General features: G+C 52.2%; 21 protein-coding genes. 10 read left to right on the top strand and 11 right to left on the bottom strand.

The genetic code is table 11. The features are described from left to right. Positions 1-111 precede the first annotated feature (111 nt). Genes pstC through pstB form a run of 3 tightly spaced genes read left to right on the top strand, consistent with a single transcriptional unit; the run spans position 112 to position 2,669 of the window. Entirely contained in the window at positions 112-1,011 is a 900-nt protein-coding gene (gene pstC, locus AC3ZPD_RS09885; RefSeq protein WP_490984122.1) for a phosphate ABC transporter permease subunit PstC, read from the top strand. After that, on the top strand, positions 1,008-1,895 hold the full coding sequence (pstA, locus tag AC3ZPD_RS09880; protein ID WP_490984121.1) for a phosphate ABC transporter permease PstA: 888 nt from the start codon (positions 1,008-1,010) through the stop codon (positions 1,893-1,895). The genes pstC and pstA overlap by 4 nt, the downstream gene beginning before the upstream one ends. An 18-nt stretch (positions 1,896-1,913) precedes the next feature. Beyond that, positions 1,914-2,669: a phosphate ABC transporter ATP-binding protein PstB gene (gene pstB / locus AC3ZPD_RS09875; RefSeq protein WP_490984120.1), complete on the top strand. Its 756-nt coding sequence runs from the start codon at positions 1,914-1,916 to the stop codon at positions 2,667-2,669. A gap of 134 nt (positions 2,670-2,803) precedes the next feature. Here pstB and AC3ZPD_RS09870 read toward each other — a convergent pair whose 3' ends face one another. Continuing rightward, entirely contained in the window at positions 2,804-3,373 is a 570-nt protein-coding gene (locus tag AC3ZPD_RS09870) for a GbsR/MarR family transcriptional regulator (RefSeq protein WP_490984119.1), read from the bottom strand. A 241-nt stretch (positions 3,374-3,614) separates the two neighbouring features. Beyond that, entirely contained in the window at positions 3,615-3,755 is a 141-nt protein-coding gene (locus tag AC3ZPD_RS09865; protein ID WP_490984118.1) for a YjcZ family sporulation protein, read from the bottom strand. A gap of 264 nt (positions 3,756-4,019) precedes the next feature. On the opposite strand from AC3ZPD_RS09865, the gene AC3ZPD_RS09860 reads away from it, so the two are divergent. Further along, the gene (locus tag AC3ZPD_RS09860; protein WP_490984117.1) at positions 4,020-5,240 is read left to right on the top strand and encodes a cation:proton antiporter; all 1,221 of its coding nucleotides are present in this window, start codon (positions 4,020-4,022) and stop codon (positions 5,238-5,240) included. Between the two features lie 140 nt (positions 5,241-5,380). Here AC3ZPD_RS09860 and AC3ZPD_RS09855 read toward each other — a convergent pair whose 3' ends face one another. Both AC3ZPD_RS09855 and AC3ZPD_RS09850 read right to left on the bottom strand, forming a co-directional pair. After that, a complete protein-coding gene (locus tag AC3ZPD_RS09855) occupies positions 5,381-6,319 on the bottom strand; it encodes a glycoside hydrolase family 25 protein (protein ID WP_490984116.1) in 939 nt (312 codons plus the stop codon). Positions 6,320-6,407: 88 nt separating this feature from the next. Further along, positions 6,408-7,508 (bottom strand): FAD:protein FMN transferase, encoded by a 1,101-nt coding sequence (locus tag AC3ZPD_RS09850; protein WP_490984115.1) that lies wholly within the window; start codon positions 7,506-7,508, stop codon positions 6,408-6,410. Between the two features lie 373 nt (positions 7,509-7,881). Here AC3ZPD_RS09850 and AC3ZPD_RS09845 point away from each other — a divergent pair, with 373 nt between their 5' ends. Further along, complete coding sequence (locus AC3ZPD_RS09845; protein ID WP_490984114.1) at positions 7,882-9,408, top strand: Ppx/GppA phosphatase family protein; 1,527 nt, start codon at positions 7,882-7,884, stop codon at positions 9,406-9,408. Here the strand turns inward: AC3ZPD_RS09845 and ppk1 are convergent. Further along, complete coding sequence (gene ppk1, locus AC3ZPD_RS09840; protein WP_490984113.1) at positions 9,368-11,458, bottom strand: polyphosphate kinase 1; 2,091 nt, start codon at positions 11,456-11,458, stop codon at positions 9,368-9,370. The genes AC3ZPD_RS09845 and ppk1 overlap by 41 nt on opposite strands. Positions 11,459-11,880: 422 nt before the next feature. On the opposite strand from ppk1, the gene AC3ZPD_RS09835 reads away from it, so the two are divergent. Together AC3ZPD_RS09835 and AC3ZPD_RS09830 are read left to right on the top strand one after the other, a co-directional pair. Further along, positions 11,881-14,772, top strand: a complete 2,892-nt coding sequence (locus tag AC3ZPD_RS09835; protein ID WP_490984112.1) for a pectate lyase-like domain-containing protein — start codon at positions 11,881-11,883, stop codon at positions 14,770-14,772. 286 nt (positions 14,773-15,058) lie between these two features. Continuing rightward, positions 15,059-15,244: a hypothetical protein gene (locus AC3ZPD_RS09830; RefSeq protein ID WP_490984111.1), complete on the top strand. Its 186-nt coding sequence runs from the start codon at positions 15,059-15,061 to the stop codon at positions 15,242-15,244. Between the two features lie 14 nt (positions 15,245-15,258). On the opposite strand, the gene ybaK is transcribed toward AC3ZPD_RS09830, so the two are convergent. Both ybaK and AC3ZPD_RS09820 read right to left on the bottom strand, forming a co-directional pair. Further along, positions 15,259-15,753, bottom strand: coding sequence for a Cys-tRNA(Pro) deacylase (gene ybaK, locus AC3ZPD_RS09825; protein WP_490984110.1), 495 nt, complete (start codon positions 15,751-15,753; stop codon positions 15,259-15,261). A 97-nt stretch (positions 15,754-15,850) separates the two neighbouring features. Continuing rightward, on the bottom strand, positions 15,851-16,024 hold the full coding sequence (locus AC3ZPD_RS09820; protein ID WP_490984109.1) for a hypothetical protein: 174 nt from the start codon (positions 16,022-16,024) through the stop codon (positions 15,851-15,853). Between the two features lie 72 nt (positions 16,025-16,096). Here AC3ZPD_RS09820 and AC3ZPD_RS09815 point away from each other — a divergent pair, with 72 nt between their 5' ends. Next, complete coding sequence (locus AC3ZPD_RS09815) at positions 16,097-16,999, top strand: SDR family oxidoreductase (protein ID WP_490984108.1); 903 nt, start codon at positions 16,097-16,099, stop codon at positions 16,997-16,999. Positions 17,000-17,085: 86 nt separating this feature from the next. Further along, positions 17,086-17,193, top strand: coding sequence for a hypothetical protein (locus AC3ZPD_RS09810; protein ID WP_490984107.1), 108 nt, complete (start codon positions 17,086-17,088; stop codon positions 17,191-17,193). A gap of 91 nt (positions 17,194-17,284) precedes the next feature. Here the strand turns inward: AC3ZPD_RS09810 and metE are convergent, their stop codons facing one another. Both metE and AC3ZPD_RS09800 read right to left on the bottom strand, forming a co-directional pair. Continuing rightward, on the bottom strand, positions 17,285-19,573 hold the full coding sequence (gene metE / locus AC3ZPD_RS09805; RefSeq protein WP_490984106.1) for a 5-methyltetrahydropteroyltriglutamate--homocysteine S-methyltransferase: 2,289 nt from the start codon (positions 19,571-19,573) through the stop codon (positions 17,285-17,287). Between the two features lie 611 nt (positions 19,574-20,184). Beyond that, a complete protein-coding gene (locus AC3ZPD_RS09800) occupies positions 20,185-20,823 on the bottom strand; it encodes a TetR/AcrR family transcriptional regulator (RefSeq protein WP_490984105.1) in 639 nt (212 codons plus the stop codon). 183 nt (positions 20,824-21,006) lie between these two features. Here AC3ZPD_RS09800 and AC3ZPD_RS09795 point away from each other — a divergent pair, with 183 nt between their 5' ends. Continuing rightward, positions 21,007-21,909 (top strand): SDR family oxidoreductase, encoded by a 903-nt coding sequence (locus AC3ZPD_RS09795; protein WP_490984104.1) that lies wholly within the window; start codon positions 21,007-21,009, stop codon positions 21,907-21,909. Positions 21,910-22,461: 552 nt separating this feature from the next. Here AC3ZPD_RS09795 and groL read toward each other — a convergent pair. Both groL and groES read right to left on the bottom strand, forming a co-directional pair. Next, positions 22,462-24,093 (bottom strand): chaperonin GroEL, encoded by a 1,632-nt coding sequence (groL, locus tag AC3ZPD_RS09790; RefSeq protein WP_490984103.1) that lies wholly within the window; start codon positions 24,091-24,093, stop codon positions 22,462-22,464. Positions 24,094-24,175: 82 nt separating this feature from the next. Further along, entirely contained in the window at positions 24,176-24,457 is a 282-nt protein-coding gene (gene groES, locus AC3ZPD_RS09785; RefSeq protein ID WP_490984102.1) for a co-chaperone GroES, read from the bottom strand. Positions 24,458-24,631 lie beyond the last annotated feature (174 nt).

The raw sequence follows: 24,631 nt of genomic DNA, 5'->3' as shown, positions 1-24,631 counted from the left end.
GTAAGGCGCTTGTTCTGACAGGAGGCCGAAGGCGTTTGCCTTCGACCTCTATTTTCACGTTTATAACCAGGTAAGCTCCCATTATTAATAATCCAGGAAAGAAGGCCATTCATGAAAGCAAAACAAGAGACCCCTCTTCTGTTCCGAAAACACCGGGCCGAAGAATGGATCGGGCGAATCTATACGACCTTCTGTGTTGCACTTCTCATTATTATCATTGTATCCATAGTTTATTTTGTAGCAAGTAAAGGTGTCACCACTTTTGCAGTTAACGGCGTAAGTTTGTCCGAATTCCTGTTCGGACAGACCTGGCAGCCTGATTCCAATAAATACGGCGCGCTGCCCTTTATTTTCGGCTCTTTCGTGACCTCGCTGCTGGCAGCAGTCATCGCAAGCCCACTGAGCGTCTGCGCCGCGCTCTTCATGACTGAAATCACACCTAACTGGGGGAAAAAAATTCTCCAGCCCGTAGTCGAACTCCTAGCCGGCATTCCTTCCGTCGTTTACGGCTTTATCGGTCTCAGCGTACTCGTGCCTTTCCTGCGCGATGTATTCCCCGGCCAAGGGATCGGCGTGGCTGCAGGTTCGATCGTTTTGTCGATCATGATCCTGCCGACGATCACAAGTATCGCTACGGATGCTCTTAGCTCCCTGCCCCGAAACCTTAAGGAAGCTTCTTACGGTCTTGGCGCAACCCGCTGGCAGACGATTTCGGGCGTCGTTATTCCTACCGTACTTCCTTCCGTTCTGACGGGGGTTGTTCTGGGGATGGCCCGTGCGTTCGGCGAAGCTTTGGCCGTGCAGATGGTTATCGGGAATGCGCCGCATATTCCGACATCGCTGTTTGAGTCCGCCTCCACGTTAACAAGCGTGATCACGCTGAACATGAGCAACACGGTTATGGGCACCGTCCAGAATAATACGCTCTGGAGTATGGCGCTTATTCTGCTGCTGATGACCTTTGTATTTGTTCTGGTTGTTCGTCTGCTTGAAAGGAGGACAAAAATTTGAGCGCCAAAGTAAAAGACCGGATTGCCACCGGCGTTATCGTATTTCTTTCCGTACTGATCATTGCCATCCTCGTCGGGATGCTCGGTTATATTTTGATTAAGGGAATCAGCCATATCGACTGGCATTTCCTGACCTCCGAACCGGAGACAATTAAAGCGGGCGGCGGCATCGGCCCCGAGCTGTTCAACTCGATTTATTTGCTCGTTCTGACGCTGATCATCACGATTCCGCTGGGAATCGGAGCCGGCATCTACATGGCCGAATATGCCAAAGAAGGCCGGATTACCGCCTCTATACGTCTCGTTGTCGAAGTGTTGTCTTCCTTCCCATCGATCGTTGTAGGTTTGTTTGGGTTGCTGGTGCTCGTAAACACCTTTCATTTCGGTTTTTCCGTGTTATCGGGTGCACTCGTGCTGACGATTTTTAATATGCCTTTGATGGTCCGCGTAACCGAACAGGCTTTCCGCAACGTCCCGGACGAGCAAAAGGAAGCCGGTCTTGCCATGGGCTTGTCCCACTGGAAAATCATTACCTCCATCCTGTTCCCGGTGGCCTTGCCGGCCATTATTACCGGTACGATTCTTGCGGCCGGACGGATTTTCGGGGAAGCCGCCGCGCTGCTGTTCACGGCCGGTTTGACGACGCCGAAGCTGGATTTCACGGACTGGAATCCGACAAGCCTGCATTCGCCGATCAACCCGCTGCGGCCGGCCGAAACGTTGTCCGTTCACATCTGGAAGGTCAACAGCGAAGGGCTTTCGCCCGACGCTCCGGAAATCGCCGCAGGCGCATCCGCCGTGCTTGTGATCATGGTCCTGCTCTTTAACCTGCTCGCCCGTTGGATAGGCAGACTGCTGTACAGAAAATTCACTTCCATTAAATAAGAATTGGGGATCGATGAAATGACGGATATTCTTCGCACCGAAGATCTTAAAATCTATTACGGTCAAAATGAAGCCGTAAAAGGCGTCGATTTGTCCTTCTCGGAAAATTCGGTTACCGCTTTGATCGGCCCGTCCGGCTGCGGCAAATCCACGTTTCTTAGAGCCTTGAACCGGATGAACGACGAAATCCCCGGCTCACGCATGACCGGCAGCATCTGGATCGACGGCAAAAATATCAACGCTCCGGAAACGGACGTGACGGTGCTGCGCCAAAACATCGGCATGGTCTGGCAGCGTCCAAACCCGTTTTATAAATCCATCTATGCCAACATCGCTTTTGGACCGCGCTACCATGGCATCAAAAACAAAGCGCAGCTCGACGATATCGTAGAGGACAGCCTGCGTAAAGCCGCCTTGTGGGACGAAGTGAAGGACCGCCTTCATACTTCCGCTTTATCTCTGTCCGGCGGCCAGCAGCAGCGTCTCTGCATCGCCCGCGCTTTGTCCGTGCAGCCGAAGATTCTGCTGCTGGACGAACCGGCCTCGGCGCTTGATCCTGTCTCCACATCCAAAATCGAAGAAACGATTCTGCAGCTCAAGGAACAGCTGTGCATCGTGATCGTAACCCATAACATGCAGCAGGCGGCCCGGATTTCCGGCCATACCGCTTACTTCTATATGGGGAAACTTATCGAATACGATCAAACGGAAAAAATCTTCACCAATCCGTCCGATCCGATGACCCAGGAGTACATCTCCGGACGTTTCGGTTGATTGGAAGAAGCGGACATAAACGCCAAAACCGCCTGACGGCTCACTGCCGCAGGCGGTTTTGGCGTTATTTTTGATAATAAAAAGACGCCCCAGGAAGACATAAAGCCTTCTGCAAGACGTCTGATTCATGATCTCTAACCTTCACGGGATTCCTTCGGAATAAAATCAAATATGTCCCCGTTCTCCATCGTATCGATCAGGCGGTCCAGCCAGGCATAATAGGCCATGGCATTCTCCATCTTTTCCTTGTCCATTAGCAGCGTTTTATGAAAAGCGCCTTCAGCTTCCGCTGAGGATTGATCCAGCAGACGGTTAATTTCAGTCATGGAACGGCGCAGGGCGTTCCGGTTGCTCTCCACCGCTCTTCTCCACTCCGTCGCAAAAAAATCGGCGAAGGTCTGATGCCAGTCATACTCCACTTCATATAAATCCTTGCGGGAACCTTTCTCCCACACCTTGTTCACCATTTTCAAGTCGAGCAGTTTACGGACTCCGGTGCTCATGCTCGTTTTGCTCATTTTCATTTCCTGGCCCATTTCATCCAGCGTCATCGGCTTGTCGGCGAAAAACATCAGTCCGTATAAATGGCCTGTCGATTGAGTAATGCCGTATAAATCCATATTGCTGCCGATCGTTTCGATGACTCTTTTGCGGATGCGGGCAACCTCAGCTTGTTCTTCCGGAGTAAGCTGTTCCAAACCCATCCCTGCAAACCTCCCGTAACATGTCTCCTGCTGTCTTATGGCTAAAAAACGCGCAATGGCTCAGACTGCGTATATTCTTGTCTTATTGTATGAAAGTGAATCGCAAATGTAAAGAAAGCGGAGAAAGAACGGAGGAAGCCCCGCAAACCCTCTCCGTTTTACACGAAGAGGGTTTGCGGGAATCTTTTTTTAAACTATCGAACTCGACCTTAAGGCGCAATCGGCGCAAGCCTTACGATTCTTACAGCAAGAACGTTCTGGCGATGATCACGAGCAAAATGAACAGAACCAGGATAACGCCGGTAGAAGTGAAACCAACGCCGGCTACAGGGGCTACAGGGGTAACGTTATCTCCGCAGCCGCAATCTCCAACATTATTCATTAGAATGCCTCCTTGATTCAATTTCAGAGGCAGTATATGCCTCCGCCGGACACCGGGTATACACGGATATCCAGTCCCCAAAGAATGGACGGCTGCATGGGGTTCATTTGTACCCGAATTTCTGGTATAATGAGATTAAATATGAATAGCAACGACTGGAGGAGCCTGCCAACGCAGGCTCCTTTTTGCCCTTTTTCAGGCCAAATCTATGCCCGGACCTGCGTTAACGGCTCCCTTTTGTTTGCTGCAGGAAGGGGTTTTGTCATGGAATTTGTTTGGACTTTGGGACTGATCCTGATCGTTACGAAGCTGGCGGGGGATGCGGCGGCCAGACTTGGCCAGCCTTCGGTGCTCGGCAAGCTGATTTCCGGCATTCTGGTGGGGCCGGCTGTTTTAGGGTGGGTTCACGAAGCTGAATGGCTGCATATTTTCTCCGAAATCGGAGTTCTGCTGCTGATGTTTATCGCCGGTCTTGAAACGGATCTGAAGCAGCTTAGGGAAAACTGGAAAACTTCAGTAGCCATAGCGGTGGGCGGCATCCTGATGCCTTTATTTGGCGGATATGCCGCCGCTCTGGCTTTTGGGCTCGGCCAGTCCCAGTCCCTGTTTATGGGCCTCCTGCTCTCGGCGACATCGGTCAGCATCACCGTTCAGACGCTCAAAGAGTTGGACCGGCTGAAATCGCGCGAAGGTTCGGCGATTCTCGGCGCCGCCGTTATCGATGACGTGGTGGTCGTGCTCCTGCTCGCCTTTATGCTGAGTTTTCTCGGCACCGGCCAGGGCGGGGATCCCCTGCTTTGGATTGCGGGCAAAAAACTGATTTTCTTTGCCGTATCCATTGCCGCAGCATGGCTGCTTGTTCCTTGGGCCATGAAGCTGTTCGGCAAACTTCGGGTGACCGAAACCGCTATTTCCGCCGGACTTGCCATCTGTTTTGCTTTTTCCTATTTCGCGGAAGTGATGGGCGTAGCCGGGATTATCGGCGCTTTTATTGCCGGGATTGCCGTTTCCCAAACACCTTCCAAATCTAAAGTGGAGTCCCGGATCGAACCGGTAGCTTACGCGCTGTTCGTACCTGTGTTTTTCATTAGCATCGGCTTAAAAGTGAACTTCGCCGGCGTCTGGGGGCAAATCGGAATCATCCTGATCCTTAGCGCGGTTGCGATCCTTACCAAATGGATCGGCGGCGGACTCGGAGCCAAGCTGACGGGCTTTTCCCTTCGTTCCTCGTCAGCTATAGGCGCCGGAATGGTCTCCCGGGGAGAGGTAGCCCTGATACTGGCCGCAACGGGCCTGTCCTCCGGCCTTCTTGGCGAAGCTTATTTTACGGCTATCGTTATTGTTGTTATGATCACAACACTCGTCACCCCGCCTTTGCTTAAAGCAACGTTCTCTAAACATCGGGATTCGGCAGGCCTTCCCCATGCTAAATCCGCAAATCCGAACGCACAGGGGAAATCAGCCGATGCCGGATTCTTCGAATAAAAGCCGAAGCTTGTCCTTCTCGAAGTTACCCTTCGGTCAAACAAAAAACCGCCAGATTCCAGGCCTGAGCATCAGGTTTGGGATCCCGCGGTTTTTCTGCATGTTAGTCCTGCTGCGTGCTGCTCACCGATATCGTAAGATCAGCTTGAGGTTTGGCTGGCCGCCAGCGCCTTGATTACCCGGAGAACATTCGGATCCAGCAGGCCCAAATTTTTCAGCATTTGAAGCGCGATCAGATCCGGAATACTTTTATCCGCCGAAGTCGAAATGGCGCCAACGGCTTTGCCTGCGATCACGGCAGGTTCGGCCCAGGACGGAAGCGGTTCCTGTCCGGACATGTTCAGCTTCTTCTCCATCGCCGCTATCCGGGCTTCCTGGGCCTGAATGATCTTCTGGAGTTCCTCCACCGTAGCCATATCTTTCCCACCCTCTCCGTTCGTTTGACCCGCCGCCCAAGCTTTAAGCTCGGCCAGCGACCCGCTGTATACGTTTAAATCGACCGCGCCCGATATCCCGGGAACCTTTCCCGTCTGGCTATACTGCCAGAAGGTCCAGGAGGACCAGGCCGGCACATCCCATGGGGGCTGCGTGCTGTACCGGGCTACCCAAAGCGGATACGTCCCGAACTGCGAATAAAAATGTCCGGCAAAATCGTTACCGGTATAAACCGCAGGTTTTTGGGCCGTTATTCGTTCTATCTCCGCCAGGAAAGCTTTGGCCACCGCATTCAGCTGGTTTTGGCTGATTCCCGAGGGATTAGTTTCATAATCAAGCACCGGCGGAAGATCAAGGCTGGCTGCGCCGCCGACAACCGACATGGCCGCAGCGAAATTGGCTGCTTCGTCCCGGGCCGCCTCCGTGTTTGCCGCATTCAGAAAATGATAAGCGCCTACCAGCAAACCGGCTTTTCTGGCGCCGCGGACGTTGGCTTCAAACATCGGGTCCTTAAAGGTCGTGCCTTCGCTCGCTTTCACGAACACAAACGATTGTCCGGACGCCGCTACCCTCTGCCAGTCCACCGTTCCGTTGTGATGCGAAACGTCAATGCCTTTGGCATTCCCAGAGCTTCGAGTCTGCATACTCTCCCCCCTTCTATCCCATTAAATGCTAGTTTAACGGAATTTGCCTGTGCAGATACCCCCCTTTATTCTATTAGCCCTTATCTCCTCAATTGCCGAGTTTGTAGGTGGAATCCGTAATATTTAATCTTTTTTTGATGCCTGGCGTCGCATAAATCTTGTTATCATCCGTTACGAAAAAAGCTTCGATCCGCTCAGGCAGCTTCTCAAGATAAGCAAGGCCGTCCTGTACGCCCATCAAGAAGACGCCGGTGGACAAGGCATCCGCATCGGTAGCGCTCGGACTCATGATCGTCAGGCTTTTGATGCCGTTTTGGGCCGGGAACCCGGTCCGGGGATCCAGAATATGATGGTAGCGGACGCCATTCTGTATGAAGAAACGTTCATAGACGCCGGAGTCGTCAATGACTTCGTTATTGATCTTGATCGTCCCAAGCTGGGTGCCCCGGCTCTGATCGGGATCCTGCAGCCCGATGTTCCACAGCGAGCCATCTGGTTTCGCGCCCAGGGTGATAATGCTGCTGCCGCCCAAATCAATCAGCGCGCTGGTAATCCCTTGGCCTCTCAAATATTCGGCAACCTTGTCGGCCGCATAACCTTTGCCGATGCCCCCCAGATCGAGCACCATCCCTTTTTTGGCCAATTTGACCGTCTTGGCGGCTTCATCGATCTGCACGTCTTTATAATTGATCAGCTTTCTGACTTCATTGATCCGCTGCTTCTCGGGAACATGGGCATTTTCCGTGCCGATCCCCCACAGGTCCACAAGCGGACCGATGGTTGGATCAAACAAACCGTTCATTTCCTGCGCATACTTCACCGATTGCTTGACGGCATCCAGCGTATCTTCCGAAACCTTTACGGCTTTAATGCCCGCGTACTGGTTTACTTGATAGAGGTCCCCGCCTTCTTTGGTCCGGCTTAGCTCCGTATCCATCCGTTCCAGCAATTGCTTGATCTCATCCATATTCCGCTGGGAAGCCCGGTCCCCGTAAATTTTGACGTTTACGACCGTATCATAGATATAATAGGTTTGAGAAAAGGAAGGCGAATTCGCTTTATTCCCCGCGGCAGACGGTTCCGAGGATTTGGCCGATTTCAGTCCGTAGACGGCTGCTCCCGCAAATCCGATCAATAAGATTAACACCACAATATAGATGGAAAAACGTTTGCTTTGTTTGTTTTTCATCGTGACACCACCTCTGTATGACTTCTGTCCCGGCTATCGTAACATGAGGTTTCAAGAGGACGATGAGACATTTCTCACTTTTTCCCTTTAAATTTGAAATATTTTCATCCAGGAAGAGCTGCGCCGGCACCCTTCTCCGAAACTACTTGTTTTGAGGAATTCTTTATAGAACTTCTATTAAAAACAGGTTTGCGGCGGCTTCCTCCGGGTAACCTAGTAATAACCGATCCGGGAAGCCCGGTTTACGTCCGGAAGTCGGCATGTGACCGGGCCCGGGGCTTGAAACAAGCATTGAAATCGCGGGTCCGCCGTGTTAACTTCATAGAACAGACTCAGATAATACTGACCGAAACCGTGTGATAAGGAGAAACCTATGAGCCGCAACTACAACATTGGAATCATTGATATCGGATCCAACTCGATCCGGCTGGTGATCTATGAAATTGAACCCGGGGGCAGCTACCGGATCATATATGAAAATAAATATTCGGCCCGCTTGAGCCGTGAAGTCGAACCGGACGGAAGCCTGCCGCGCAGCCATCTGAATGACGCCATAAACGTGCTGAAGCAGTTTAAAACGATCTGCGGCCAGTTTCAAACGAAACATATTCGGGCTGCAGCGACAGCCGCCATCCGCAACGCGGCGAATGCCAAAGAAGTCATCGGCTGGCTGGAAGCGGAAACCGGGCTGGTGATCGAACGGGTAAGCGGCGAGAAGGAAGGGTATTACGGTTTCCTGGGAGTGCTCCAATCGATGGACGTCCGGGACGGCCTGATCGTCGATATCGGAGGCGGCAGCACCGAGCTGACGCTCTTCAGGGAACGCAAGCTGGTTCACAGCATTTCTATTCCGCTTGGCGCCGTAAATGCGCTGGCCCGCTTTGCCACGGACGAACAATGGGACAAAGACCAGGTGGAGGCTCTTCGGTCCGAAATCAAAAAGGCGCTTGAAGCGCAGGACTGGACCCAGCGCCATGCCGGACTGCCGCTTATCGGCCTTGGCGGCACGATCCGGACGCTGGCCAAAATGCATCAGCGGCAGACCAAATATTCTCTACCTGCCGTCCACCATTATGAAATGGAAGACAAAACGATCGACGACATGGCCGACGTCCTGCCTTACGAAAGCTCCTCCTTCCGCAAAAAGCTCCCCGGCTTATCCAAGGACCGCGCCGACCTTATCGTGCCCGGCCTGCTCATTCTGCAGACCGTGTTCCGCACCGTCAAGGCCGACCGCTACATCGTCAGCGGGGCCGGGCTGCGCGACGGCTTGTTCCGGGACTGGTTTGAGCCCAAAGAGCCGGTGGTGAAGGATGCCTTAAAGACCAGCATCCGCAGCATGATCCGCTTTGGGCCCCCCGTGCCTGAGGCTTCTCTGACCGCCGTTTATGAAGACATGCTCAAGCTCTATAAAGCTCTCGAGCAAAAAAACCCTGACGACCGCGATAACGCGGTCATGTACACCGCTGCTATGCTCAGCGATTCCGGCATCCAGATCAACTATTACAAAAGCAGCCAGCATGCCGTGTACCGGATCATGTACGGCGGCATTTACGGACTCTCTCACCGGGAAGCGGTGCTCAGCGCCATAACCGCCGACTATCACCCGAAGAAACGTACGCCGCAGCTGCTGGAGCAGCACGGCGACATCCTGAAGCCTTCGGACACCGAACGGGTCCACCGGCTGGGTTCTTTGCTGATGCTGGCCAAAGCGATCCGTTCCACCCCGGTGGTGGAGAGCATCACCGTAACCGCCAAAAACGGCTCGCTGCACGTGATATTGCACGGTACAGACGAGCCGCTGGTTCAAAACAGCCGTATGGAAGAAACCTCAAAGGATCTTGAAGAAGCCTGGAAGGTCAAGTTGACATGGTCCAACCTTGCGGCTTCCATAAAGTAATGTTCATTGCCTCCGTCTGGCTTCGCAGCGGAGGTTCTTCATTTTTCACGAAAACGTAGTTGCCGTTCGCCTGCAGCTCTCTTGCTTTGACGTTATCGCGCAGCAGCAGCTTCAGGATGTTGACCGCCGTCTCTTTGGCCGCCGGATCCGACACCGGACACATCAGCTCGATCCGCCGCTTGAGGTTCCGCGTCATCCAGTCCGCGCTGGACAAATAGACATCCGGGTTTCCATCGTTTTCGAAATAAAAAATCCGGCTGTGCTCCAGGAAGCGGTCCACGATGCTGATGACCCTGATATTTTCGCTGAGGCCCTCCACGCCCGGGCGCAGGCAGCATACCCCCCTGACGATCAGTTCAATGCGTACCCCGGCCTGGGAAGCCAGGTACAGCTCGTCGATCATGTCCTGGTTGGACAAGGAATTGATCTTCGCGATGATCCGCGCTTTCTTGCCCTTGCGAGCCTGCTCGGCCTCCCGCCGGATCAGGCGGAACAGCTCGGCCTTCAGCCCGTTGGGCGCGATGCGCAGCGCCTTAAGATTTTTCGGGCCGGAGAAGCCGGTAATTTCGTTAAATAGCTCCGAAGCATCGTCCCCGATGACCGGATTGGAGGTAAACAGACCGACATCCGTATAGACTCTCGCCGTGCTGGCATTGTAGTTGCCCGTGCCGACATGCACATACCGGCGCAGTCCCTGCTGCTCGCGGCGCACGACCAGGATGATTTTGGCATGGGTCTTTAATCCGACCAGACCGTAAACGACATGGCAGCCGGCTTTCTCCAGCTTCCTCGCCCAGGCGATATTCCGTTCCTCGTCAAACCTCGCTTTCAGCTCGACCACCACCGTCACCTGCTTGCCGCATTCCGCCGCATGAGCCAGGGCCGGGATCAGCTGGGAATCGCCGTTCACCCGGTAAAGCGTCATTTTGATTGCCATCACCTTCGGATCTTCCGCCGCTTCCTGCACGAAGTCGGTGACCGCGTCAAACGATTCATAAGGATGATAAACCAGCACGTCCTGCCTGCGCAGCAATTCGAAATGGCTTTCATGCGGCTGGAATTCCTGCGGATAAACCGGCTGAACCGGCGGGTATTTCAAATGGGAAAAACCTTCGAGGCCGTCGGCGAACCCGATCAGATAACTTAAATCGAGCGGACCGTCGATTTCGTAAATGTCCTCAAGCTCGAACTCTTCCTGCAGTTCGGCCAGCGCGTCCGGATGAATCCCTTTCTGCACTTCCAGACGGACCGGCGCCCCGCGTCTGCGTCTGCGGAGCTCTTTTTCAATTTCCTCGAGCAAATCCTCCGCTTCTTCTTCATTGATGGTCAGATCCGCATTGCGCGTCAAACGGAATTCATGAACGGCAAGCGGCGTATACCCGATAAAAAGAGTATGGATATGATGTTTGATCAGCTCTTCTATCAAAATAAACGACTTGCGTTTGCTGTTGGCTCTCAGCGGCACCGGAACCACCCTCGGCACGTTGGAAGGAACTTGTACAATCGCAAATAAGGGTTCTTCCTCCGTTTCGGCATCCTCTTTGCGCAGCAGAACCGACAGATAAACGAATTTCGTATGAACGAGGGGGAACGGGCGGCTTTGGTCCACCGCCATCGGCGTCAGCACTGGAAAAATGATGTCGTGATAATAATGGTCCAGCGCTTTCTGCTGGGTCGTATTCAGATCGTCATATTCCTGAAAAACTACCCCTTTCCTGGCGAGCAAACGCGTCAGCTCCCGGTAGCTTTTATACTGCTCCGCGGTCATTTGCTTGATTCGTTTGACCAGACGGCGGTAAAGCCCTGAAGGGGCGTAACCGGTAAAATCTTTTTGCGTAAAGCCGGCTTTGATCTTCTCCATTGTTTCGGCCACCCGGACAGCCATAAACTCGTCCAGATTGCTCGCCACAATGCCAAGGAATTTCAGACGCTCAAGCAGCGGCGTGCCGCTGTCCTGGGCCTCCTGCAGCACCCGGCGGTTGAACTCCACCCAGCTGAGATCCCGGTTTACGTATTGTCCTGTATTGACTTCGTTTGTTTCTCTTAACATGTCGGTCCTCCGAATGTCAGCATACTTAATTAGCTTAACTATGTAATTGTACTTTGCGGACTTGACGTTCGTGTAATCACAGTGTAAAACCAATGTAAATTTTATGTAAAGCCAATTTTAAAAATGACGGCATTCAAGCAGATTTATGTTAAAAAACAGTTTCATTATGCCCGCCCGGCTGCCATTTGATTTCACGCTCACCTCTTGCAAAAACTTCTTTAAAAATCAAACCTGCTTTTTTACAAAATTTAGGTATAATTACATTACATCCTTGCTATTTTCTTCCAGAGCATTTCGTTTCCTGATTTGACAGGAAAGGAGGAGGACAACCCGTTTTTTTGCAAACGCTTACTCGCTTTTGAACTCCTGAATACAGTTCCAGAATCGGTTGATCAAAAACCTATTTGCGGGAGGAGACATTTATGTTTAAAAAAGTAGTTTCGGCCGTTTCCGGTTTGGTTATGGTCATGGGGTTGTTTTCGGCCGGTCCCGGCATTTCGCATGCCGCAGGGATTGGCGACGCGAATACCACCATTTTTGGACCCAATGTCTACGTATTTGATCCTTCAATGCCGGCAGCGGATATTCAGAACACCGTAAACTCCGTTTTTGCCGCCCAGGAAACCAATGAGTTCGGCAGCCAGAGAAACGCGCTTTTGTTTAAACCGGGTTCCTACAATATCAACTTTAACGTAGGTTTTAACACCCATGTGGCGGGGCTGGGACAAAATCCCGGCGACGTGACCATTAACGGCGGGTTAAACGTCAACGCGGATTGGGACAACGGGAACGCTACGAGAAATTTTTGGCGTACGATCGAAAACTTGACCATCAGCCCTTCCAGCGGCGTCACCCAAATCGCCGTTTCGCAGGCTGCTCCGCTTAGACGCCTTCATATCAAAGGGGAGCTGGACCTGTTCGACTTCGATTCCAACTGGAACGCAGGCTGGGCGAGCGGCGGTTTCCTGGCGGACTCCATTGTGGACCGCGCGGTCGTTCCCGCTTCCCAGCAGCAGTGGTTGTCCCGGAACAGCCAATGGGGCTCCTGGAATAACGGTGTCTGGAATATGGTGTTTGTCGGCGACAACAATGCGCCTGCCGGCCAGTTTCCGGAACCTCCATATACGGTAGTGGACAAGACGCCGGTCATCCGGGAAAAACCTTACCTCTACATCGATAACGGCGGACAATACCGCGTATTTGTCCCCGCCCTTCAGACGAACACCCAGGGAGTGAGCTGGGCGAACGGCTCTACGCCGGGCACCTCCCTTTCCATCGACCAGTTCTATATCGCGAAACCGGATACGGCTACGGCGGCCAGCATCAATACGGCTCTCGCCCAGGGGAAAAACCTGCTCTTTACGCCGGGTATCTTTCACTTGAATGATACGATCCGCATCACCAATCCGAATACGGTCGTACTTGGCATCGGCATTCCGACCCTGGTGCCGGACAACGGAAAACCGGTGATGACTGTCGCTGATGTAGACGGCGTCAAAATTGCCGGTCTGACCTTTGACGCAGGGCCGGTCAACACCTCGTCCCTGCTCGAAGTAGGTCCTGCCGGCAGCAGCGCCGGCCATGCCGCCAATCCTACTTCGCTGCATGATCTTACGTTCCGGATTGGAGGCGCTTCCAATGGCAGAACGGATGCTAACCTGGTCATCAACAGCAGCAACGTCATCGGCGACCATTTCTGGATCTGGCGCGCCGACCACGGCAACGGCGCCGGCTGGACCAGCAACGTGTCCAAAAACGGCCTGATCGTCAACGGTGCCAATGTCACCATTTACGGTCTGTTTAACGAACACCACAACGAATACCAGACGGTTTGGAACGGAAACGGCGGACGACTTTATTTCTATCAGTCGGAAATTCCTTACGACGTTCCCAACCAGCCGGCCTGGATGTCTCATGCAGGAGCGGTGAGCGGGTACGCTTCTTACAAGGTGGCCGACTCCGTAACCAGCCACGAAGCCTGGGGTCTTGGAATCTATTCTTATTTCCGGGATGCAGCCGTCAAGCTGAACAGCGCTATTGAGGTGCCGAACGTGCCCGGCGTCAAAATTCACCATGCCACCACGATCTGGCTGAACGGCACGCCGGGCAGCGAAATTACCCATATCATCAACAATACCGGTGGTACCGTATATGGAAACAACCCTGCTTCGGCCATGCGCCAGACGCTTACGGAATTTGCGGGGAATGGCAGCGGCAACAACGACACGACACCGCCAAGCGTTCCAGGCAATCTGACAGCAGCTGCCGTTTCATCCAGCCAGATTAACCTGAACTGGAATGCTTCTACGGACAACATTGGGGTCACCGGGTACGAAATCTACCGCAATGGAAATCTGGCGGGCACTTCGACTACAACCAGCTATACGGACACCGGTCTGGCTGCATCCACCAGTTACAGCTATACGGTAAAAGCCAAAGATGCGGCCGGCAACCTGTCGGCTTTCAGCAATCCGGCTTCGGCCGCTACCTCTTCGGACACGGGCGGCGGGACGGCGCTGGACCGCAGCGGCTGGACGGCTGTCTCCGATCCGGCCAGCGCGGACGGAACGGCCAATCTGTTTGACGGGAATTTAGCGACGCGCTGGAGTGCCGGTGCGCCGATGGCTCCCGGACAAACGCTGACCATTGACATGAAAAAAGCATACAGCCTCAACACCATCCAAATGGATTCAGCGGGCAGCGTCAACGACTACGCGCGGGGTTACGAGGTATATCTGTCCAATGACGGCAGCACCTGGGGCAACCCGGTCGCAAGCGGGACGGGAAGCGGAGCACTGCTCACCGTTACCCTTGCCGGCCAGAATGCCAGATATATCAAAGTCGTACAGACCGGCACCTCGACCAGCTGGTGGTCCATCCATGAATTCAACGTATACGGCACCAACGCCGCCAGCGGGAATACCCCGCTTGACCGGACGGGCTGGACCGGGGCTTCAACGCCTTCAAGCGGCGATCTTGCCGCAAATCTGTTCGACGGCAGCCCGGCCACGCGCTGGAGCACCGGGGCGCCGATGGCTCCTGGGCAAGAATTAACCCTTGACCTGAAGGCGGCCAAAAACTTCAGCAAAATCATCATGGACTCTACAGGCAGCAACGAAGACTACGCACGGGGTTATGAAATCTATGTATCCAATGACGGCATTAATTTTGGCAGCGCCATTGCGTCGGGAACCGGCAGCGGACCGACGGTCACCGTTACCTTCGCTCCCCAGACGGCCAGATACATCAAAATCGTGCAAACCGGCACCAGCACCAGCTGGTGGTCGATTCATGAACTGAACTTGTATGCGTAAATTGAAACGCCGGTTTTGACTTTGAATCCTGCAGGAATAGGCATAAGAAAACCGGCCGAACGATTGCGATTACGCCAGATCAACGGCTTAAAAGTTGAACAGAACAGCTGCGTTTTGCCGCCTGATGTTTTTGAATCGGGCGGTGGCGCAGCTGTTTTATTGACGCTTCAATTTCGTTACCCGCCAAGACCTTGCACAAGCTATTGCCGCCGTCTTGGCCCAAGCGGAACTTCATGCCTGCAAAACCTACGAGCTCACCGCTCCTCAAACGTGGAGTATTGACGATTTGGCCGGAGTTTTATCGGAGGTTTCGGGCGGATCCGTTTCCGTGCGCGAAGATTCGTCGATTGAAAACTGGATTTTTGGATTTCTCAAAAACATCGACACCCGCTCTTCCTCGAACGATCTGATCCGGCTGACCGGAGGAGCGGTCAAGCCGCTTATAGAGGGAATCCGGCCGCTGCTCCGATAGGGACCGGTTCGTCTTCATAAAATTTCGCCGCCATATTCCTTAATTAAAGGAATAAACTTAGCTTTTACCTGTGCCGCGAGCTCCTGCGGATTCAGCTCTATTTGTGTGCCAATTCTCCCCGCGCTGACCGCGATGCTTGCCTGTCCTTCGGCACTGGCATCGATAAAAGTGGGGTACAGCTTTTTCATTCCTACAGGAGAGCAGCCTCCCCGGACATAGCCCGTCCACTTGAGCAGCTCCTTGACAGGCAGCATCTCTATCTTTTTCTCCCCGGCTGCCTTGGCCGCTTTTTTCAAGTCGAGTTCCTCCGCTACCGGAATGACATACACATAGATTTGGCTGCCCTGATGGGCCACAAGCGTTTTAAAGACGGATTCCTGCGGCTTGCCTATTTTCTCCGCAACGGCGGTACCGTGAATTTGACCGTCCTCATGATCGTAGCTCAGCACCTCGTACGGAATGTTCGATTTGTCAAGCAGCCGCATGGCATTCGTTTTGCCTTCAGCCATTTTCTATTCCTCCCCCTCCCGTTGTTTTCTCCATCACCACATACCTTTTGCCATCCTTCTCAAATTCGTTCCCCGTTTTAAGCAGTCCGAATTTCTCCTAAAAAGCCGCCTTCTCGATCCGGGCATTGCAAAAAAGGCGTTTTGCCCCCGCCTGCCGGGGGGTGCCATCATCATCGTCTTTCAGCTTGACGTAATCCAGGCTCCGGTCCGACCACATCATTTCATGGCGCAGCTGCCAGACAAGCTCTTTGGAGATTTTTTCGATAGGCATAAGCCCCCTCCTTCTTAGTTGCTTTATCTATGAATAATATGGATACTACAAACGGAATTCCGAAAGGAGAAAATGATGACTTATCCCCGGTATCCCTATATGGGCTGGAAAACGCGCAGTACCGTCGTCCCTGTCGTTTTTCCGCCGCAGCATCAAGACAGGCATCCCGGCTTTGAATATGTCATGAATCCTCGCCCGATCTCCGACAATCCTGCTTACACCGGCAGCGGCAGATTAAAAAACAAAATTGCGCTGATCACCGGCGGTGACAGCGGGATCGGCCGTGCTGTCGCCATCGCTTTTGCCAAAGAAGGCGCCGATATCGCCATCGTTTACCTCGACGAACATCAGGATGCCGCCGAAACCAAACAAATGATTCACAAGCTTGGACGCCAATGTTTGTCCCTTGCCGCCGATTTGAGGCAGGAGAACAACTGTTACGCCGTAGTGGAGAAAACGGTCCAGACCTATGGCAAGCTGGACATTCTGGTGAATAACCACGGGGTGCAGTTTCATCAGCCAAGCATTTTGCAAATCTCCCGTGAGCAGCTGCTGAATACGTTCCATACCAATATTATTTCATTTTTTGATCTGACGAAAGCCGCGCTGCCCCATCTGCGCGCAGGAAGCTCGATTATCAACACGACCTCGGATACTGCCTTCTCCGGCATGGCCAACATGATCGATTATACCGCTGCCAAAGGAGCCGTTGTATCCTTTACCCGCTCTTTATCCCTTTCGCTGGCCGAGCAGGGCATCCGCGTCAACGCTGTAGCTCCCGGGCCGACTTGGACGCCGTTAATCCCTTCCGCCTTCACCGCCGAGGAGGTCACCACTTTTGGGACCGAGGTTCCGCTCAGGCGGCCGGGGCAGCCGTTTGAACTGGCTCCCGTTTATGTGCTGCTGGCCTCGGATGACGCTTCTTACACATCGGGGCAGGTTTATTTTACCAATGGAGGTTCAGTCGTTACTTGAGCTATAGATAGGCAGATTATGCAGAGGACAAGACCAACCTACTGCATCCCTTTTATGTTGAAGGCCGGATAGTCGGCGGAATTAGCGTGAGCGGGGGAACCAGTCCCCAGGACATCGAAGTGGCCCAAGCTGCCGTTCAAGCCTTTGGAAATCTGAAGATCCATGCTTCCTCCCCCAGGTCCGGGCACGGATAGGAACAAATGCTGTGGATCCGACTTTATCCTAAAAAAAGAAGCAGGTTCCGGTGAATCCGGGACCTGCTTTCTATTTGGCTTAGCTCGAAAATTAGGCTTTCACGCCGTATTTCTCTCGGGAGAGACGGGTAGCCTCCACCATGTTTCTCAGCGCCAGCACGGTTTCTTCGTCTTTGCGCGTCTTCAGTCCGCAGTCCGGATTAATCCAAAATTGGGACGGCTTCAGCACCCGCAAAGCGCGGTCGATCATGGAGGTCATTTCTTCAACCGGCGGTACGCGCGGACTGTGGATGTCGTAAACGCCGAGACCGATACCTTTGTCATAAGTGTATTTCTCGAAGCTTTCGATCAATTCGCCATGGCTGCGCGAAGTTTCAATCGAAATGACGTCCGCATCCAAAGCGCTGATCGCTTCGATGATATCGTTGAATTCGCTGTAGCACATATGGGTATGGATCTGCGTTTCATCCTTAACCGTTATCGTGGACAACCGGAACGCCTTCACCGCCCATTCCAGGTAATGAGGCCACTGGTCTCGTTTGAGCGGAAGTCCCTCGCGCAGGGCAGGTTCGTCAACCTGAATCATGCCGATGCCCGCCGCTTCCAAAGCTTCTACCTCTTTGCGCAGGGCAAGCGCAATTTGATAAGCGACCTCCTCGCGGGACAGGTCGTCTCGAACAAAGGACCAGTTGAGGATCGTGACCGGACCGGTCAGCATGCCTTTTACCGGAGCTTTGGTGAGCGATTGGGCATAAACCGTTTCGGCCACCGTCATCGGAGCCGTGAATTCAATATCCCCGTAAATAATCGGCGGTTTCACGCAGCGAGAACCGTAAGATTGTACCCAGCCCAGCGACGTAAAGGCGAAGCCATCCAGCTTTTCCCCGAAAAATTCCACCATGTCCGTACGCTCGAATTCTCCGTGCACCAGCACATCCAGTCCAAGCTCCTCCTGAATACGAATCCAGTCCTGAATCTGTTCCTTGATGAACGTTTCATATTTCTCCGGACTCCATTCGCCTTTGCGCCATTTCTGTCTGGCGCTCCGCACTTCCGGCGTTTGCGGGAAGCTGCCGATCGTGGTCGTTGGGAGCAGCGGCAGCTGATATTTGTTCTGCTGAAGCTCACGGCGCGTATCCACGTCAGCCGTTCTTTCGGCCGGTTGAGCGGTGGCTTCGGCCGTCAGCTGACGAACCGCTTTTTTGTTTCTGGCAGGCGACTCCTGCAGCGTTTTGCGTCCGCGATCCGCTGCGGCCAGCTCGGCGCTGACGGCTTCCGCGCCCTGATTGCCTGCTTTGGTAAGCAGGACAAGCTCGGCGATTTTTTCATTTGCGAAAGCAAGCGCCTCTTTCAAAACCGGCTCCAGCTTCTGCTCCTGGGCAGCCGTTACCGGCACGTGCAGCAAGCTGTTGGAAGGCTGAACGACCAGTCGGTCGGAAGAAACAACCTTTTTCAAGGTATCCAGCAGCGCAAGCTGTCCGGACAGATTCGCTTTCCAGATGCTTCTACCGTCAATGACGCCGGCTCCCAGCACTTTGTCGCCAGGGAAGCTGTGCTCCAGCAGGGAACGCAGATTTTGCCCTCTGTCGTGCACAAAGTCGAGGCCGATGCCCTGCACCGGCAGGGATACGATCTCCTGATAGTGATCCACCGCTTCAAAATAAGTCTGCACCAATACGTTCAGCTTGGACAGCTGCTCGCTTAATGCAGCATAAATGCGCTGCACTTCGGCAAGTTCTTTTGCTGTCAGCGTGCCCACAAGCGCCGGTTCGTCGATCTGTACCCACTGCACGCCTTCCTGCTCCAACTCGGACAACACTTGTCCATACAGCGGCAGCAGACGGTCTACCCAAGCCGTGAATTGCTCGGCTTCATACCCTTTGGACAACTTCAGCAGCGTGAACAGGCCGAGAAGCACCGGTTTGCCTTCAATACCCAGCTTCGCTTTCGCTTCGCGGTAAGCTTCAAGCGGCTTGTTCAACGTCAGCACAGGCTGCAAATCCGCAGTAAGCTCCGGTACGATATAGTGATAGTTTGTATTAAACCATTTGGTCATCTCGGAGGCGGTTGCGTCCTTATTTCCCCGGGCAATCGCGTAATAAGTGGCCAGATCCACCCGGCCTCCCGTCCAAGCAAAACGTTTTGGAACCAGACCAAACATGACGGACGTATCCAAAACGTGATCATAATAAGTAAAATCGTTGACCGGAATCAGGTCGATTCCTTGCTCCTGCTGGAACTTCAAATTTTCGAGACGAATGGCTTCCAGTTCGCTGTGCAGCTCCTGCTCCTCCAGCTTTCCGGCCCAATAAGCCTCGATTGCTTTTTTCCATTCCCGATTTCTGCCGATGCGCGGGTACCCCAAATTGCTGCTTTTCATGTGGAAACTCTCCTCTATATTGAGTTTGGTCGAGCGGTTCCTGCAGGCCTGCTGTCGTCCGCTTTTCTCGTTAAACTCAAAATAGCATAGTTCCCCTGATATAGGGTAAATCCAAAAAGATATAGCCGGTTATAGCAAAAAACTATATCAAAAACAGGAGAGAGAGAATTACCCGGCCGGATGTCCGCGTCTCATACAAGTTAAATACTCCCGGCTGATTCCTTTGAAGCCGAATCCTTGCTCAATTTTGTTTTTTATCTCCGTATTTTTCTACGGCCTCTTCGAACGGCGTTATATCAATGCTCCCGCTAATGACTTTATAGCTGGCTAGTTTAGGGCATATAACCTGAGGCCATAACTGTCGTGATGGTCCGGGTACTGCTTTATCAAGTAAAGATCATAATCGACTGAATACGCCATTTGCCGATTTTCCGCACAAGCAGCTCCCTCCTTAATCCACGCTCGTTTCATTGGATACCAAAACTGGGAATTTTTAAGAATAGATCCTTTTCAATTTACGGCCGTCCCTTTGTTTCCGTCAATTCGACCAGAAGCCCATACTTTTTTCATGAAAAAAGCTCCCTTCCGGGAGCCTTACTTACGGCAAATGATTAAGCTATCGTTTGTAATAGCAGGACGAGATGTTTTTCAACCGCGGAGTCGTCCGCTTCCTCCAAATATTCAGGCTTCAGCAGCTGATATTTCTTCATTTTATAAAAATCGAAAATAGCCTGTTTCAAGGTGACATCATATTGGATCGAAAACGCCGGTTCCATGAGACGCCGAAGTACGGCATCGTCCTGAACCATAAACAGCACCGCGTTCATCCTGTTGAAGATTCCCCGATCCATCCCGGTTTCGAAAAAGGACTCCAGACTTTTATTCCGGTTTTGCAGGGCCGCTGCAAGATGGTCATAAAGCCCCGGATAAAATTCTTTCAGATCATTCAGGAACACGTCGGATAAATAAAGGACGCAGACCAAAGACTGGATGAATGTTTTTTGAAAACGAGCCACATAAGAAAGGGAATCATCTTGAATGAAGCTGTCTATCTCTTTCAAAAAGTGAACGGAATAGTCCACAAGCCCCTCCATGATTTCATCTTTGGAGGAAAAATGTTTATAAAGCGTCACCTTGCTGATATCCATGTATTTGGCGATTTCATCTATTTTCAACTGGCTGAACCGCGTGTGTCTCATAACGGATTTTAATTTCAAGAGATAATTTTCTTTGCTTTGGCCTTTCCTCACCGCTAAATACCTCCTCTGAAGCTCATAAATTCTATTATAGCTGAAACCCTGGGGACTACAAACAACATTTATTAAATTAACTAATTTTATTAAAATAGTTTACTTAGTTAAAAATAAGCTTTATAATGTTCCTGTATTCAAATGGTTTGGTACAACCTAATAATTGGAGGAGGAACAGGAATTATGCGTGTATTTGTTACAGGAGCAACCGGTTTTATTGGATCCGCGGTAGTAAAAGAGCTCATCGGTGCAGGACATCAGGTTATCGGCCTTGCCCGCACAGACAAAGCAGCCGCTCAGCTGGCTGCAGCGGGAGCAGAGGCACACCCCGGGAGTCTTGACGACCTGGGCAGCCTTCAATGTGCCGCCATGTCGGCGGATGGGGTGATACATCTCGCTTTTAAACATGATTTTTCGGATTATGCAGGGGCCATCGAAACCGATCTGCGCGCGGTCGAGGCGATCGGAGCAGCGCTTGAGGGCTCGGGCAAGCCGTTCGTAAATACCTCGGGTACCCTGATGCTTCTGGGCGTGTGTCCGCCGGGAGCTATAGGGACCGAGGAAATGCTGTCCGATTCGAAGACATCGCGCGCCGCGTCCGAAAATCTGTCGATCTCGCTGGCCCGGCGCGGAGTGCGTTCCTCCGTTGTCCGTCTTTCCCCCTCCGTGCACGGCGAAGGGAATCAAGGTTTCGTCTCCACTCTAATCGGCATTGCCCGCAGCAAAGGCGTATCGGCTTACATCGGCGACGGATCAAACCGCTGGCCGGCGGTAAACCGCCTCGATGCCGCCCGTTTGTTCCGGCTGGCATTGGAACAAGCGCAAGCCGGATCCATCCTGCACGCCGTCGGCGATGAGGGAGTTCCACTCCGTGAAATTGCAGCCGCGATTGGAAGCGGGCTCAACGTACCTGTGGCCAGCATCTCCCGGGAAGAGGCAGACGCCCATTTTGGTTTTCTGGCGGCTCCAGCTTCAGCCGATAATCCGACCTCGAGCCAACAGACCCAGGAACGACTCGGATGGCGGCCGGAGCATACAGGACTGATCGCGGCCCTTAATCAAGGGGTTTACTTTAAAAATGAATAGTTTTATTAACAACTAAACAAAGACAAAAAAGCCCGCAAAGGCCCCTTTTTAAGGGTCAAGCGGGCTTTTCGACGTTTATCGGTCTATTTTGAACGCGTGCCTAGTAAGGATATCAACTACTTTTTCTCAAAACATAGACATATAAAGCAGAACAACCGTGGATTTCAGGGGAAAAGTGAAAGTAAATACTGTTTAACCCACAATTTTTCTATTAAATTTCATAAGTTGATTGTGGAGGTGATTAGAATGAGAAAAAGACATGGAAAACCTGTTGTTGTTGTTCTAAAGCCTGGTCAAAAGGTCTTGGTAGTTTGTAAACATCCCCATCGGCACCACCACCACCATCATAGAAAATGTTTCCGCAAGTGCTGGTATTAATGGATTTGGTCTAAAAGAAGGGGAGCTTGCTTCCCTTCTCTTCTACTTATTTAGTTACTTGACTAGAGAGAGGAAGCTGAAAGCAAACTTTCTCATATACACAAAAAACCGGGCCCTAAGGGTCCCGGTTTTTTTGATGTAATTGATTCAGAGTTAATTATGGTGGTGCAGGCGTTACATCATGCCGCCCATACCGCCCATGCCGCCCATATCAGGGGCACCAGCAGCGCCAGCAGGTTCTGGTTTGTCAGCGATCACAGCTTCGGTTGTCAGGAACAGACCTGCAACGGATGCAGCATGCTGCAAGGCGGAGCGAGTTACTTTGGCAGGGTCAACGATACCGGCTTCGATCATGTTTACCCATTCGCCGGTAGCGGCGTTGAAGCCGATCCCTGTTTTTTCTTTTTTCAGACGGTCAACGATAACGGAACCTTCTTCGCCAGCGTTAGCGGCGATCGTGCGGATTGGCTCTTCCAGAGCGCGGAGTACGATCTCTACGCCTGTTTTTTCGTCGCCAGCCGCTTGAACGGCTGCAACAGCGCCATATACGTTTACGAGTGCTGTACCGCCACCGGCAACGATCCCTTCTTCAACCGCAGCGCGAGTTGCGTTCAGGGCGTCTTCGATGCGCAGTTTGCGCTCTTTCAGTTCGGTTTCGGTAGCTGCGCCGACTTTAACAACCGCTACGCCGCCAGCCAGTTTGGCCAGACGTTCTTGCAGTTTCTCTTTGTCGAACTCGGAAGTGGTTTCTTCCAGTTGAGCGCGAATTTGGTTTACGCGAGCATCGATATCGGCTTTGTCGCCAGCGCCGTCAACGATGGTTGTGTTTTCTTTCGTTACGATCACTTGACGGGCGTTACCCAATTGATCGATCGTCGTGGATTTCAGGTCAAGACCCAATTTCTCCGTGATCACTTGGCCGCCGGTCAAAGCAGCGATATCCTGCAGCATAGCTTCACGACGGTCGCCGAAGCCAGGAGCTTTTACAGCTACCGCGTTAAATGTGCCGCGCAGTTTGTTGACGATCAGCATCGCTTGAGCTTCGCCTTCGATGTCTTCCGCGATGATGACAAGCGGACGGCTTTGTTGAACGATTTTCTCAAGCAATGGCAGAATTTCCTGCGTGCTGCTGATCTTTTTATCGGTAATCAGGATATAAGGGTTATCCAGGTTAGCTTCCATTTTGTCTGTATCTGTAATCATGTAAGGAGAGATGTAGCCACGGTCAAATTGCATACCTTCTACAACTTCCAGTTCTGTAGCGAATCCGCGGGATTCTTCGACTGTGATTACGCCGTCTTTGCCGACTTTCTCCATCGCTTCGGCGATCAGTTGGCCTACTTCTTCGTCAGCAGCGGAGATCGCAGCTACTTGAGCGATGGATTGTTTGCCTTCGATCGTTTTGGAGATCTTTTGCAGCTCTTCTACCGCAGCGCGAACGGCTTTGTCGATCCCTTTACGAAGACCGATCGGGCTTGCGCCGGCCGTTACGTTTTTCAAACCTTCACGGATGAGGGCTTGAGCCAAAACGGTTGCTGTCGTAGTACCGTCACCGGCAACGTCGTTTGTTTTGGTTGCTACTTCTTTAACCAGCTGAGCGCCCATGTTTTCAAAAGCGTCTTCCAGTTCGATTTCTTTAGCGATCGTTACGCCGTCATTGGTAATGAGCGGGCTGCCGAATTTCTTTTCCAATACTACGTTGCGGCCTTTAGGACCAAGCGTTACTTTTACGGCGTTAGCCAAAGCGTCTACACCACGAAGCATTGCGCGGCGAGCGTCTTCACTGAATTTAATGTCTTTTGCCATTGTAAGAAACCTCCCAAATTATCGTTTTATTTTATTGGTTCGTCCAGGTTTGAAGTCTGTCTTTCGATTTGGTGCGGGTCTATTATTCAACGATGGCTTGAATGTCGCTTTCTTTCATAATCAAATATTCTTTGCCTTCGTATTTAACTTCTGTGCCGGCATATTTGGAGAAGATCACCACGTCGCCAACTTGAACTTCCAAAGGAACACGAACGCCGTCTTTCAGCGTACCGCTGCCTACGGCAACGATTTTGCCTTCTTGCGGCTTTTCTTTGGAGGTGTCCGGAAGCACGATTCCGGATGCCGTTGTTTCGCTTTGTTCACTAGCTTCCACCAATACGCGTTCACCTAAAGGTCTGATCATGAAAAAATAGCCTCCTTCGAAATTATGTTAGATTTTTAATTTAAAGTGACTGTCTGTTATGTATTAGCACTCGACATGTGTTAGTGCTAACAACACTGTTTATGATACTCAAGTTAACTTCTTTTTTCAAGCCCTTTGTACAATTTTTTACCGAAAAAACATCCCGATTTTAAA

The organism is Paenibacillus mobilis (assembly GCF_058267595.1).
The sequence above is the reverse complement of the archived record's forward strand: the minus strand, read 5'-3'. Positions and strand labels throughout refer to the sequence as shown.

Excerpts from the sequence above, each read along its gene's own strand:
- pstC (WP_490984122.1), top strand. The coding sequence starts at position 112 with ATGAAAGCAAAACAAGAGACCCCTCTTCTGTTCCGAAAACACCGGGCC.
- pstB (WP_490984120.1), top strand. The coding sequence starts at position 1,914 with ATGACGGATATTCTTCGCACCGAAGATCTTAAAATCTATTACGGTCAA.
- AC3ZPD_RS09870 (WP_490984119.1), bottom strand. The coding sequence starts at position 3,373 with ATGGGTTTGGAACAGCTTACTCCGGAAGAACAAGCTGAGGTTGCCCGC.
- AC3ZPD_RS09865 (WP_490984118.1), bottom strand. The coding sequence starts at position 3,755 with ATGAATAATGTTGGAGATTGCGGCTGCGGAGATAACGTTACCCCTGTA.
- AC3ZPD_RS09860 (WP_490984117.1), top strand. The coding sequence starts at position 4,020 with ATGGAATTTGTTTGGACTTTGGGACTGATCCTGATCGTTACGAAGCTG.
- AC3ZPD_RS09855 (WP_490984116.1), bottom strand. The coding sequence starts at position 6,319 with ATGCAGACTCGAAGCTCTGGGAATGCCAAAGGCATTGACGTTTCGCAT.
- AC3ZPD_RS09850 (WP_490984115.1), bottom strand. The coding sequence starts at position 7,508 with ATGAAAAACAAACAAAGCAAACGTTTTTCCATCTATATTGTGGTGTTA.
- AC3ZPD_RS09845 (WP_490984114.1), top strand. The coding sequence starts at position 7,882 with ATGAGCCGCAACTACAACATTGGAATCATTGATATCGGATCCAACTCG.
- ppk1 (WP_490984113.1), bottom strand. The coding sequence starts at position 11,458 with ATGTTAAGAGAAACAAACGAAGTCAATACAGGACAATACGTAAACCGG.
- AC3ZPD_RS09835 (WP_490984112.1), top strand. The coding sequence starts at position 11,881 with ATGTTTAAAAAAGTAGTTTCGGCCGTTTCCGGTTTGGTTATGGTCATG.
- ybaK (WP_490984110.1), bottom strand. The coding sequence starts at position 15,753 with ATGGCTGAAGGCAAAACGAATGCCATGCGGCTGCTTGACAAATCGAAC.
- AC3ZPD_RS09820 (WP_490984109.1), bottom strand. The coding sequence starts at position 16,024 with ATGCCTATCGAAAAAATCTCCAAAGAGCTTGTCTGGCAGCTGCGCCAT.
- AC3ZPD_RS09815 (WP_490984108.1), top strand. The coding sequence starts at position 16,097 with ATGATGACTTATCCCCGGTATCCCTATATGGGCTGGAAAACGCGCAGT.
- metE (WP_490984106.1), bottom strand. The coding sequence starts at position 19,573 with ATGAAAAGCAGCAATTTGGGGTACCCGCGCATCGGCAGAAATCGGGAA.
- AC3ZPD_RS09795 (WP_490984104.1), top strand. The coding sequence starts at position 21,007 with ATGCGTGTATTTGTTACAGGAGCAACCGGTTTTATTGGATCCGCGGTA.
- groL (WP_490984103.1), bottom strand. The coding sequence starts at position 24,093 with ATGGCAAAAGACATTAAATTCAGTGAAGACGCTCGCCGCGCAATGCTT.
- groES (WP_490984102.1), bottom strand. The coding sequence starts at position 24,457 with ATGATCAGACCTTTAGGTGAACGCGTATTGGTGGAAGCTAGTGAACAA.